The sequence below is a fragment of the Clostridium cylindrosporum DSM 605 genome (genome assembly GCF_001047375.1).
Taxonomy (GTDB): domain Bacteria; phylum Bacillota; class Clostridia; order Clostridiales; family Caloramatoraceae; genus Clostridium_AB; species Clostridium_AB cylindrosporum.
Window position 1 is genome coordinate 30,127 of record NZ_LFVU01000002.1, and the last position, 12,699, is coordinate 42,825.

At 29.5% G+C, this 12,699-nt stretch carries 12 protein-coding genes; 7 read left to right on the forward strand and 5 right to left on the reverse strand.

The genetic code is table 11. From position 1 onward, the window contains the following. Nucleotides 1–91 precede the first annotated feature (91 nt). The 7 genes from CLCY_RS00785 to CLCY_RS14025 all read left to right on the forward strand — a co-directional run bounded on the left by CLCY_RS00785 (nucleotide 92) and on the right by CLCY_RS14025 (nucleotide 6,742). Entirely contained in the window at nucleotides 92–1,522 is a 1,431-nt protein-coding gene (locus CLCY_RS00785) for a beta/alpha barrel domain-containing protein (protein ID WP_048569234.1), read from the forward strand. Nucleotides 1,523–1,589: 67 nt separating this feature from the next. After that, a complete protein-coding gene (perR, locus tag CLCY_RS00790) occupies nucleotides 1,590–1,997 on the forward strand; it encodes a transcriptional regulator PerR (RefSeq protein WP_048569235.1) in 408 nt (135 codons plus the stop codon). A gap of 100 nt (nucleotides 1,998–2,097) precedes the next feature. Beyond that, nucleotides 2,098–2,976 (forward strand): hypothetical protein, encoded by an 879-nt coding sequence (locus CLCY_RS00795; protein WP_048569236.1) that lies wholly within the window; start codon nucleotides 2,098–2,100, stop codon nucleotides 2,974–2,976. A 104-nt stretch (nucleotides 2,977–3,080) separates the two neighbouring features. After that, nucleotides 3,081–3,734 (forward strand): DUF4397 domain-containing protein, encoded by a 654-nt coding sequence (locus CLCY_RS00800; protein WP_048569237.1) that lies wholly within the window; start codon nucleotides 3,081–3,083, stop codon nucleotides 3,732–3,734. 205 nt (nucleotides 3,735–3,939) lie between these two features. Beyond that, nucleotides 3,940–5,256: an aspartate kinase gene (locus CLCY_RS00805; RefSeq protein WP_048569238.1), complete on the forward strand. Its 1,317-nt coding sequence runs from the start codon at nucleotides 3,940–3,942 to the stop codon at nucleotides 5,254–5,256. A gap of 18 nt (nucleotides 5,257–5,274) precedes the next feature. After that, on the forward strand, nucleotides 5,275–6,555 hold the full coding sequence (locus CLCY_RS00810; RefSeq protein WP_048569239.1) for a homoserine dehydrogenase: 1,281 nt from the start codon (nucleotides 5,275–5,277) through the stop codon (nucleotides 6,553–6,555). Nucleotides 6,556–6,610: 55 nt separating this feature from the next. Then, the gene (locus tag CLCY_RS14025; protein ID WP_278336137.1) at nucleotides 6,611–6,742 is read left to right on the forward strand and encodes a hypothetical protein; all 132 of its coding nucleotides are present in this window, start codon (nucleotides 6,611–6,613) and stop codon (nucleotides 6,740–6,742) included. Nucleotides 6,743–6,784: 42 nt separating this feature from the next. Here the strand turns inward: CLCY_RS14025 and CLCY_RS00815 are convergent, their stop codons facing one another. From CLCY_RS00815 to CLCY_RS00830, 5 genes are all read right to left on the reverse strand, one after another. Then, entirely contained in the window at nucleotides 6,785–8,158 is a 1,374-nt protein-coding gene (locus tag CLCY_RS00815; protein ID WP_048569240.1) for an MATE family efflux transporter, read from the reverse strand. A 125-nt stretch (nucleotides 8,159–8,283) separates the two neighbouring features. After that, nucleotides 8,284–8,415 (reverse strand): hypothetical protein, encoded by a 132-nt coding sequence (locus tag CLCY_RS14030; protein WP_278336138.1) that lies wholly within the window; start codon nucleotides 8,413–8,415, stop codon nucleotides 8,284–8,286. Nucleotides 8,416–8,487: 72 nt separating this feature from the next. Beyond that, nucleotides 8,488–9,129, reverse strand: a complete 642-nt coding sequence (locus tag CLCY_RS00820) for a PHP domain-containing protein (protein ID WP_048569241.1) — start codon at nucleotides 9,127–9,129, stop codon at nucleotides 8,488–8,490. Between the two features lie 109 nt (nucleotides 9,130–9,238). Continuing rightward, the gene (locus CLCY_RS00825) at nucleotides 9,239–10,429 is read right to left on the reverse strand and encodes a glycosyltransferase family 4 protein (RefSeq protein ID WP_048569242.1); all 1,191 of its coding nucleotides are present in this window, start codon (nucleotides 10,427–10,429) and stop codon (nucleotides 9,239–9,241) included. A 180-nt stretch (nucleotides 10,430–10,609) separates the two neighbouring features. Further along, nucleotides 10,610–12,688 carry a methyl-accepting chemotaxis protein gene (locus tag CLCY_RS00830; protein ID WP_048569243.1) on the reverse strand — a complete coding sequence of 693 codons (2,079 nt, stop codon included), beginning with the start codon at nucleotides 12,686–12,688 and terminating at the stop codon, nucleotides 10,610–10,612. Nucleotides 12,689–12,699: the final 11 nt, after the last annotated feature.

The following is a 12,699-nucleotide window of genomic DNA, read 5'->3' on the forward strand; positions in this document are numbered from 1 at the left end:
TTATGCAATATGACTGGTTTAAATATTTTTAAGTTTAAAAAGAAATTAATGATTATATACTTATAATAATAACTTTAAAGGGGGCATAAGGTTGAATCCTAAACATAGTAGGATGGTATATACTACCCTAACTTGTATTATAGTTCTTGTTTTACTTATTTCAAACCTTGGAAATAACTTCAAAACAGATGTTTTTTCCTATAAGGATATAATAGAAAATATAGAAAAGCTAAAATCTAATTGGCTCTCTTCTTTTACTGAGGAAGAATATACAAAGATTACTTCAGATTATATATCCTCAAAACTTAAAAATTTTTCTCTAGAACCAATTGAAATAGATGGAAAGAAGTCCTATATACAAAACTTTTCTAGAGACATACCATTTGAGGAAACAAAATCCTATATCCAAGTAATTTCTAAGCATGATAATGTTATAAGAAGTTACAAACATGGTGATGACTTTATTGAAGATATTAGTGGGCTTTTTTCATCAAAATATGTAAAAGGAAATGCTCAAATACTAAATAGCACAACCTTTAAAGAAGATGTACCAAGTATTTTATTACTTGATAACTACAAATCTATGTCTAGTTATAACGTAGAAAACTTTGATGAAAAGTTAGAAGCACTTGGTGTTTCTGCCATAATATATCCTGATATTAAGGAAAAGATCATTGATAAGTCTACTTTATTTAATATAGAGTATACTCCAACATCTAATGGAATATTAAAATTTTGTGTATCAAACGAAACCTATAATGAGTTAAGCTCATTCATAAAAAAAGGATATAAATTAAGACTAAAATCAGGAATGAAGATCAAAAGCCAAACCCTTACTAATGTTTATGGTAAAGTTCAAGGAACAAGCAAAAAATACAAACCCCTTATTATCGCTTCTTTTTATGATGGTGATCTACCTTCAAGGTTTAGAGATAATAAAGGGAGTTTATTTGAAGCTAATACCTATACGCCTTCAATACTATTAGAGTTTGCTAGAATAATAAAATTACAGGAAACAATAAATCCAGACAGAACTATAATCTTTGCTTTTATATCTGGTAAGGCTATAGATAAAATCGGGTTAGATGTATTTAGAAACCTAAATATTACTGGTGACTTTTTGTTATTAGATGATATTGGAAACTCGAGCAAATTCAATCTTACTGTTCATAAAAACTCAAAGGATTTTTCAAATACTATAAATCACTTTATGATTAAAAATGACTTAAAAATTGTATCAAGTACAACTAATAACTATATTCATGAAGAATCTGCATATCTCTTTGGGATAAATAATATACCAAATGGACTTAACTTTAACAGTTCATATAATACATGTAAGTTTATACTATCTTTAATCGCTGATGAATGCTATAATCTTGATTTCATAACTGCTTATTATCGTGATATTAGAGCTATAAAAAGATTTTTAAAAGATTATACAATTCCAATAGCTACAATATCATTAATATTTATTACCTTTGTTGTATTTAGATACCCTGAAATCAAAAATACTAATTGACAATTTGTATTAACTTATAATACACTATTACTAGATAATAATTACAAATTAGATTGGAATGATTACTATGGAAAATCTTAGCAGCATTTTTAAAGAGAAGAACTTAAAACTAACTCCACAAAGATATGCTATTTATGGCTATCTTAAGTCTACAAAATCTCATCCTTCTGCTGAAACAATATATGAAAATTTAAAAACAACTTATCCTACAATGAGTCTTGCTACTGTATATAAGACATTAAGAACTCTTATTGACTTGAATTTAGTACAAGAAATAAATGTAGGCGAAGATAACTTCCGATTCGATGCATGTACAGATTGTCATCCTCATATTGTTTGTACAAAGTGTAGATGTGTTGATGATATTGATGATGCAGATTTTTCTTTTGTAGATGAAATAGCAAAAAAGCATACTAATTATGAAATTCAAAAACACAAACTATATTTTTATGGGATTTGCCCAAATTGTGTTTAATATGTAACTTAAAATATCTCTTCATAATGGAGAGATATTTTTTTATTTTTTGCTTATATTTTCTTATTTATCTACATATAGATTTAGTGGAGGTGATATTATGAAACTTAAGGTTTATATACTTAAGAAAAAACACATCATTCTTACTCTAAGTATAGCATTTATTTTAATTCTATCTCTAATACTTTTAATTTCTTTTAAAAGTAAGGAAACAATAAAAAATGTTAATCCTGTTCAAACAGTTCATGCAGATGTAGATGGGGACAAGAAACTCGACACTCTATACATATCTACTAACAAAGATAATAACTATACTGTAAATGTTCAAACAAAAAAAGGGGACGGCTTTAATTTAGAGCCGGACCCTTTACTTAAAACCTTAGGATACAATGACAAATCTTGGCCTATGTCTATAGAATGTAAAGATATAAATAATGATAATGCCCAAGAGATAATAATTCAAAGTTCTGATAAAAGTGAATCTATTATTCATGTTTATACATATTCAAAACAAAACAAAGAATTTATAAGGCTCATATCTGGAAAATATAATGTTTTTGCTTCAGCAATACATAATGGCACTCCTATAATTATGCTAGGTAAAAAGCTAAAAACAGATATAGACTTTTCATATTACACCCTCAATAATGATACACTCAGCACCTATAATCTTGACTATATAAGTCTTGGTAAGAATACCTTAAACTCTCTTGCCTCCTTTATAAGTGAAGATAATATTGAAGTTATTTCATCCGACTCTAATTTATTAACTAACTTAGAAAAAGGAGAACTTCTAGATGCACTTTTATTAAATGTAAAATATAAAAATAATATCCCTAGTGAGTGTACTTATCAAATTAGAACTATGCCCTATGGAGAAAACTCAAAAATTAATTTATATGAGGTAAAAATGAACTCTGTATCATACAAAGACAATAATATTCAATATAAAATAAAAAATATAAAATCTCTTAACTAAAGTATTAGTATTATAACTTTTAATACCAACTAATAACTTTCAGAACAATCCTAAACTTCCTATCATATAATTATACAGTTATAATATTTTAGAAAGGTGTGCACATGGAAAAAAGAATTGATAATTTAGAAAATATATCACAAAATAACAAAGTTCCTATTTCTTACATCCGAATTTTACATGCTTCACCTGATGCTCCATCTGTAGATATTGTAGCCAACGGAGGACTTATTGCAAAAAATCTTAATTACAAAGATTTCACATCATACTTAAAAGTCATCCCTGGAAATTATAATATTAAAATCTATCCATCAGGGAATATGTCTGTTACCACTTTAAATACAAATGTAAAAATACCGCCCTACTCTATCTTAACTCTTGTAATAGGAGATAATTTATCTGACTTAAAGTTATTTGTAGTCCCTGATAACACTAGAAAGGTAGTTGAAAATAAAGCTCTTGTTAGATTCTCTAATCTTTCTCCAAGATCTAATTCTATAGATACTTACCTAAAAAACGGTAAGCAACTTTTTAAAGGTGTAAATTTTGGAGAATACACAAACTATATAGAGATTCCTCCAGGTGTATATAGCTTTCAATTTAAACCTGAAGATAGTAATTCTGTTATTCTCTCTGTTCCAAATACTCACTTAAAGGCATCAAATGCATATACAATATACTTTGTTGGTGAATCAAGTAATAACTCTCTCCTACAGATTTTGATACCAATGGACGGAAACTCATATATTAAGTTCTAGATAAATCTCTGTAGAGTTAATATTCTACAGAGATTTTGTATTATAGTCTTTAAATATCTATATGCTAAATATAATTACATTGGGAAAAAATTATTACATATACAAAAGACTTGATTCAGCCTATTTTATATGTTAATATTAATTAACAAGTCTTTAATATGAAAACATATGTATTTGTATTGCGAACATTTAGGGGGGCTAAAATATGGCAGTAAAAGTGGCTAAGTTTGGAGGATCATCTCTTGCAAACTCTGAACAATTTAAGAAGGTTTATAATATTATACAAATGGATAAGGATAGAAAGTATGTGGTACCATCAGCTTTTGGTAAAAGAAGTTCTGATGATACGAAGATAACAGATCTTTTATTACTTTGCGGTACTCATGCTGAAAACAACAAACCATTTGATGATGTTTTCTCTATAATTGAAAATAGATGTCTAGATATTGTAAAAGAACTAGACCTTGACCTTGACATGACACCTTATTTAAAGGAAATTAAGGATACAATATCTACAAATGCTTCAAAGGAATATGCAGCAAGCCGTGGGGAGTATATGAGCGGTATTATATTATCAAAACTTCTTGGCTATGAATTTATTGATGCAGCTGAAGTTATTAGATTTGAAAAAAGCGGACAACTAGACTATGAAACAACTATTGCATTATTAAAGAAAAAACTATCAAAAGCTCCAAATGCAGTAATACCAGGTTTCTATGGAGCAACTGGCAGCGGAAGAATAGTTACTTTCTCAAGAGGAGGATCTGATGTAACTGGAGCACTTGTTGCACAGGCAGTAGATGCATCAGTTTATGAAAACTTTACAGATGTATGTGGTCTACTAATGACTAATCCATGTATAGTAGAAAATCCAAAACCTATAGAAAAAGTAACTTACAGGGAGTTAAGAGAACTTGCATATATGGGTGCAACAGTTATTCATGAAGATGCGATAAGACCTGTTCGTGATGCTGCTATACCATTAAATATAAGAAATACAAATGATCCATCACATCCTGGAACTATGATTGTTGGAGATGTTGAACAAAATGCTTCAGCAGGTACAATAACAGGAATCGCAGGTAAAAAAGATTTCACTGTTATCGCGATAGAACAAAGCTATATGAATTCACACGTTGGATATGCTCAAAAAATACTTTCAATACTTGCTGATTTTGATGTATCATTTGAATGTATGCCATCTGGAATTGACAACATCTCTTTGGTTATAGAAAGTAGCTATTTAGAAGGTAAACTTTATGATATAGTTGAACAAATAAGATTACAGTGTAACCCTGATTCAGTTGAGGTTTATCCTAATATGGCACTTATTGCAACAGTTGGAAGAGGAATGATTTATATGCCTGGAATGTCATCTAAACTATTCTCTTCACTATATAATTCTGGTGTAAATATTAGAATGATTAACCAAGGATCTAGTGAAATCAATATTATTGTTGGTGTAGAAAATGATGATTTCGAAAAAGCTATCAGATCAATTTATGATGCTTTTGTAGAATAATTAAGAGGGGGTTTTTTTGTGGAAAAGGTTAAAATAGGGCTTCTTGGCTTCGGAACTGTAGGAAGCGGTGTTTGGAAAGTTATTGAGGCAAATAATAATGCTATTTCTAAAAGATGTAGAAAAGAACTTGAAATAACTAAAATACTTGTAAAATCACTTGAAAAAGCAAGATCTGCAGAAGCACCTGAGAATTTATTTACAGATAAATTCGAAGATGTTTTATCATCAGATGTTGATATTGTTGTAGAGGTTATGGGTGGTATTGAACCTGCTAAGGAATATATACTTAAGGCTATTTCAGCAAAAAAACATGTTGTAACTGCTAACAAGCAACTTCTTGCAACTAATGGTGAAGAAATATATAAAGCAGCGGTAGAAAATGGTGTTAAGGTATTTTACGAAGCAAGTGTTGCAGGTGGTATTCCAATACTAAATACATTAAAAGATCCACTATCAGCTAACCAAATTGAAGAAATCATAGGAATTGTTAACGGAACTACAAATTATATATTATCTAAAATGACTGAGGATAAAAAAGATTTTGAAACAATGTTAAAGGTTGCTCAAGATCTTGGATATGCTGAAGCTGCACCTGCAGCTGACGTTGAAGGATTTGATGCTGCATATAAGCTTTGTATTTTATCTTCACTTGCATTTAAATCAAGCATTGATGTTGAAAAAGTTCACCGTGAAGGAATTTGTGATATAACTCCACTTGATATTGAATATGCAAGAGAAATGGGCTATACAGTTAAGCTTTTAGCTATAGCAAAGAAAAAGGAAAAAGGTTTAGAACTTCGTGTTCACCCTACTTTCATTCCTTCTAATCATCCACTAGCATCTGTATCAGACTCATACAATGCAGTTTTCCTTAAGGGAAATGCAGTTGAAAATCTTATGTTCTATGGAAGAGGTGCAGGAGACCTTCCTACAGCTAGTGCAGTTGTAGGAGACATTGTATCTGTTATAACATCAGAGAACTCTCCTTCATATGAGGATAGCGTTCTAGGTAATATTGAAAAATGCGATATACTTCCAATAGGAGACCTTGAAACTCAATACTATGTTAGATTAACTGTTGAAGATAAACCAGGCGTTCTTGGTAAGATTACTTCAATTCTTGGAGATAAAAATGTTTCTCTATCAACAGTTATACAAAAGGGAACTAAAGACTCAAGTGTTTCACTTGTATTTATGACTCATAAAACATCAGAATCTAATCTTCAAGCAGCTTTTGAAGAAGTTACTAAGCTTGAAGGAGTTCACAAAATAGAGAATCTAATAAGAATTGAAAGTTAGTTTTTGAATAAATTCTTTGACCTTTAGCCAACCTATTTATAAGGAGGTGATTGTTATGAAATCAAAATCACAAAACTCTTTAGAAAATGGGAAAAATCAATCTCTAATTGATCATTCAAATGATAGTAGAAATGATGAAAATGGCTATAAGCAAGCTGGAAACAGAAACCCTATAAAGGGAACATAATAAAAAGAGGATGGAAAATTCCATCCTCTTTTTATATATCTTTTAAACTGCTTTAGTTAAATCATTTATCCACTTTGAACCTTTTAATCTATATGTTGCAATTATAAGCTTTACTATCTCCTCTAAAGCAACTAATCCTGCTACTCCATATATAGGTAACTTAAATACTAATGCACCTATAAATGCAGCTGGAACACCTATACCCCACATAGTAAGTGATTCTGCAAATAATGCAAATTTTGCATCTCCTCCACCTCTAAGTATTCCAAGAACTAGCACTATATTATAAACTCTAATTACAAATACGGCTCCAAGTACATATAGTATTTTCAGTGAATCATAATAGAGCCCTGGTGATGCTTTATACATAGATAAAATATATGGGGCTAAAATTATTAAAAGTCCACCAACGAGTCCTCCTATAACTATAGATAATATAGCAAACTTCTTAGCATAAATTTTGCTTTTTCTATATTCTCCAGCCCCTATTGTATTACCAATAATAACAGCACACGCGCTTGCCATTCCTATACTAACAACCATAAATATATTTTGTATAGTCGTACAAATTTGTATTGCTGCCATGGCTTGTACGCCAATTTTACCATATGCTATATTATATACAACTGCTCCAAGCCCCCAAAATAAGTCATTAAAAAGTACTGGTAATATTGTATAATAAGATTCTTTTATAAATAATCTATCAACACTTCTCATTTCTTTAACTGTAGCTGCTATTAAATATTTTTTCCTATATATAAATAACAAAAGTACAAAGCACTCTATAATTCTTGCTATTAAAGTTGCAAGTGCAGCACCCTTTACCCCCATAGCCTCTAGTCCTAAGCCTCCAAAAATAAACCATAAACTTAAAATAGTATTAAAAATCAAAGCCACACTACTTACTATCATAGGCAAAACTGTTTTTGATATACATCTTGCTGCAACACTATATAAAAATGTAATCCCAGTAAAAACATAACTAAAACATATTATTATTAAATAGTCGCTCCCAAGTGAAACGACTCTACTATCGTTATTGAATATAGAAACAATACTTTGAGGCATTATAATTGCAAATAGCATAAACACTAATGCAAGGATAATTACAGATATCATTCCTACTCCCATAACTTTTTTAATTTTTTCTTTATTACCACTTCCATAATACTGGGAGATGAAAACTCCACAACCACTACATAATCCAATTATAATTACATCGAACAGAAAAAAATATTGATTAGCTATACCAACAGCAGCAACTTCTGCCTGTCCAAGTCTACCAACTAGGAGAGTACTAATCATATTAATAGATGATGTTATAAAATTCTGAATTATTATAGGAAGTGCTAACTTCCATAGGTTACTGTAAAATACACTATTCTCTTCTCTCGAAAGTTTTAATTTATTCTCCACTTTTAATCCTCCTTTATAAATTTAAACACAAAAAAACCACTTTGAAGTTTTTCAAAGTGGTTTGCTTCTTCACTTGCGAAGTATTCTCTTAATTTTATTATATAAAACAAAGATATTTGTGTCAATTAAAAAATACAGTACTTGTATTTCCTAGAAAGTATATGTAATTTCTTAGCCTTATCCATGTTCCCAGATTTTATTTCTGAATCTCTCCATAAAATAAGATCATTATATACAGGGCTAATATATTTACTCAATTCCTTCACTCCTCTTAATTATATATATTTATATATTATATTCAATAAGAGAAGTATTATACTAATATTTTATTAAATAACCCTTTCCAAATAACTCTTCATATCTTGATATACTCCATTTTCATATATAACAGGTTCAGTTTGATTATTCTTAATAGCCGTTATAAAATCATCTACTGTACAAGTTCCCCTTGGAAAACGAGTAGCATATTTACCTATATTCTCTATAACATGAGAATCGCTTCCACCTAAAAGTGCAACTCCTCTTTGCAGTGCATCATTATATGCTATAAGATTAAGGTCCATTGGGGTACTTCCATTAAAGCACTCTACTCCATGTAATCCTTTAATAGTTCTTATCTTTCCTTCTAGTCCTCTGTTATTTTTTCTATATGGATGAGCAGCTATTGCAGCCCCTCCTACTTTATCTACCATCTCCAAAAGTTCTTCAGCATGTATTTTTTCCTTCGGAAGATTGTTAAGTCCAAAAACTAATATATCCCCTTCAAATGTTAGAAACTCTGCCCCTACAATAATAGGAAAACTTTCTTTAATTGAAAGTTTTCGGGCTTCTTCTTTAATTTCGTTACTTTCATGATCTGTTATACAAATTCCTTCAAGTCCTATTTCTTTAGCTTTTTTCACTATTTCCTTAAGAGAAATAAAACTATCTAAAGAATATTTGCTTTCATGCATATGAATATCAATAATCATGCTATAAAACTCCTTAAGATATATAATTACTATATATAAATTATATATCTTAAGCAAATATGTTTAAAATTCATCTTTTCTATGTTAATTTTATTAATATAGTTTTTTTCTATTTGAAATACTTAGCAATATTTTCAAAGTATTCACTCCATGACCTTTTTTTAACTTCATCATAAATATCATTAAAATCTACTTCTCTTTCAAGCTGTTGTAAAATTGCATATTTTATTCTTTCTTCATACTCTTTAATGTCATCATCATGTGGCACATCTGTATTAATAAGCCTAGGAAGATCTATATATTTTATTGCTCCACTTGAATTTATTTTATCTCCAACCCACTGCTTTACACCATCAATATCAGACATTACAACCTTAGCACCGCATGCTAATGCTTCCATTATAACTAACGGTAATCCCTCATAAAATGAAGGTAGAATAAACACTTGACTTTCTCTTATTACATTGGCTAAGCTTTCCTGAGAAATAGCTCCTAAAAACTTAATTCTATTATCATCTTCTGCCAGCTTTTTCATTTCAATTTCTTCTGAACCTGACCCAGCTATTATAAGTTCTAATCTATTATCTTTAATAGTTTTGAAAGAAGATATTAAACACTTTAATCCTTTAGATGAACTTATTTTCCCTGCATAAACCACTTTTCTTGAACTTTTCACTTCACTATTATGATAAAAAGTATCTGAATTATATCCAACACCCATTACTTTTATCTTTTTACTATCAATATTATAAACTCTAATAATTTCATCTCTTTGATAATTATTAAGTGCACATACAATATCTACATTTTCACACCCTTTAATAACCATATCTTTGTAATAAGGTGCTAACTTAAGTTGTCTAAGTTCTGTTCCCTGTGATAGTACTATTAACTTTATATCTTTTTTTATAGTTCCTATAATTGAGGTTAAAATCCAAAGATGATGAGCTATTATAACATTAGGTTTAAAGTCATCTAATGCTTTTTTAAAAACTTCTAGAAAGTTTTCCTTCCATACTTTAAACATCTCTTCGTTAAGATCTGAATATCTTGTGCTATCATATGGCATTATATCACTCATACCAACTATATCAAAATTAATTCTATCAGTATTAAATTCTACTGGATAAAATTTTATATGATCATTTTTAAATTTAACACTTTCAAGCTTTTTAGAGGTAGCTGCTACTACCCCCTGAGAATAATTTAATTTGCTACCTTCGTTTACTAAAGATTGAAGAAAAATGCCACTTCCTGTTTTTCCAGGATATTGCGCAATAACATGTAGAATCCTTTTCACATTTTTCACTCCTAAAATAGTTAAAATTTATTTTTGTTAATCCAAAAACACCATAATAGAAAGTAAAAAAAGCAAGAAGTCATCTTCTTACTTTTTTTACTTTCTATTAAACTATATCATAAATTCATCAAATTCTTCTACATTTTTACATAATTTTTCTATAGTTTTTATCTTTTTATACTATAGCTTAAATCTACTAACTATTAACTCCATGTTATCAACTACACCTTTTAATGATTCTGCTGTTTTACTAAGACTATTTATTACATTAGACTGGATTATTACATTTGCAGATACCTCTTCAATAGATGCAGCAGATTCCTGTGCAATAGTTGAAATTTCATTTATATGGAATATTACCCCTTCCTTTTCTTCTCCTACACTATTGATTTCTAAAATTAGTGCATCTAGTTTCATCATCATCTCAATTAAAACTCCATGTATAGTCTTAAAATCTACTTCTGCATTTTTTACAGCATCTTCAACTTCGTTTTGTATTTCTTCACCTTTACTTACACTATTTTTTGCCCTTCCTATTTCAGATTGTATTTCATCAACAAATTTACAAATTTCACGAGTAGACTGCTCTGTTTCTTCTGATAACTTCCTAACCTCATCTGCAACAACTGCAAAACCTTTACCAGCCTCTCCTGCTCTAGCAGCTTCTATTGCTGCATTTAACGCTAAAAGATTCGTTTGCTGAGCAATAGACTCTATTGTATTAACTATACTTTCAATTGAAATAGATCTTTGTGATAATTCACTTATGTTATCTTTTATTTCTTTAAAGGAAATACTACTTTCATTAAACTTATCCGAAAGAAAGTTTAACGATTCTATACACTTACAATTTACTTCTTGCGTCTTAACAGAATAATTCTTTATAGTTCTGGTTTCAATAATGGCAACATCAATGTTATCTGAAAAACCAATTAATTTATCATTTCCATCCTCTGCTCTTTTTGCCTGCTCCGTTGATCCCTGTGCTAGCTCTTCTACATTATGTGATATTATATTTATTGCATCTGATGCATTATCTGCCTCATTAACAAGACCATTAGAGTAATCAAGGATCGTCTCAGATCCATTTTTTAATTCATTTATTATACTTCTAAACTCATTTCTAAGATTAAAAACTGCCTTGCTAATTAACCCTAATTCATCCTCATATTCATTTAGTTTATTGTACTTTTTATCTATTGATAAGTCTAATGATGCAGTTTTATTTAACAAATCTGAAATTAATAAGATAGGACTTGTGATTTTTGTTGCTGATATAAAAGCTACAACTAGTGATAATAAAATCATAATAGCACTTATAAGTACTATAATTCTATTTATGCTATTTATACCTGAGTATATCTCACTTTCTTTTAAAAATAAGATATAGTTCCATCCAGTTTCTTTTGATGTGTAATTTACAGCTATATATTTTCCTTCCTTACTTTCAACAGTAATCGCTTCACCTTTTTTAAGCTTTTCGATGTTAATATTTAAATCCTTTGAATTTTTAAAGTTCATACTAGGATTTTTAGGGTTAGATAATATTGTTCCATCTGCCTCTGTAAGTACTATATATCCTGTTTCACCAATTTTTATTGAGTCTACTAGCTTCGTTAGCGAATCAAGTCTTACATCCATGGCCTGTACTCCAACAGTTTTCCCTGATGGGCTTTTTATATTTCTAACAACACTAACATTAATACAATTTGCTCCTTCCCATAAATAAGCCTTTGTTTTAGTAGGAATTTCTCCAGACTCAATTCCCTGTTTATACCATGGCCTTTTTCTAGGGTCATAGTTATCATAGGTATCCCCCTTTGCAGCTTGAACATACCCTCCATCATTTGTCCCTAAAAAAACATCTGTAACATATGGGTGATTATCCATATAATTTCTATATATATTATAAATTTGTGTCTCAACTCCACCTACAAGCCCAGGATTCATAGGAATCTTACCATCGGTACCCTTTTTATCTAAATACTTTGTTATATTGTTGTCTACTGATTTTATTATTGGGTTTTCGGAAAGCATATTGATATCATTATATAAAGAATCAAAAAATAGATTTATACTTTTATTTCCTCCCTTTACCTCTTCTAACTTCCCTTTTATTACATCTTTTTTGATTTGACTTCTTATATTACTGCTAATAACTATTCCTATACTAGTTACAGATACTAAAGTTATAAGAAAAAGTACAATGGATAATTTTAGTTTGATACTTTTGAATTTAAACAGAGATTTTCTTGACATAAGCTGACCTC

Bases quoted from the DNA above. Each gene is read 5' to 3' on its own strand.
- perR (WP_048569235.1), top strand. From the start codon at position 1,590: ATGGAAAATCTTAGCAGCATTTTTAAAGAGAAGAACTTAAAACTAACT.
- CLCY_RS00795 (WP_048569236.1), top strand. From the start codon at position 2,098: ATGAAACTTAAGGTTTATATACTTAAGAAAAAACACATCATTCTTACT.
- CLCY_RS00800 (WP_048569237.1), top strand. From the start codon at position 3,081: ATGGAAAAAAGAATTGATAATTTAGAAAATATATCACAAAATAACAAA.
- CLCY_RS00805 (WP_048569238.1), top strand. From the start codon at position 3,940: ATGGCAGTAAAAGTGGCTAAGTTTGGAGGATCATCTCTTGCAAACTCT.
- CLCY_RS14025 (WP_278336137.1), top strand. From the start codon at position 6,611: ATGAAATCAAAATCACAAAACTCTTTAGAAAATGGGAAAAATCAATCT.
- CLCY_RS00820 (WP_048569241.1), bottom strand. From the start codon at position 9,129: ATGATTATTGATATTCATATGCATGAAAGCAAATATTCTTTAGATAGT.
- CLCY_RS00830 (WP_048569243.1), bottom strand. From the start codon at position 12,688: ATGTCAAGAAAATCTCTGTTTAAATTCAAAAGTATCAAACTAAAATTA.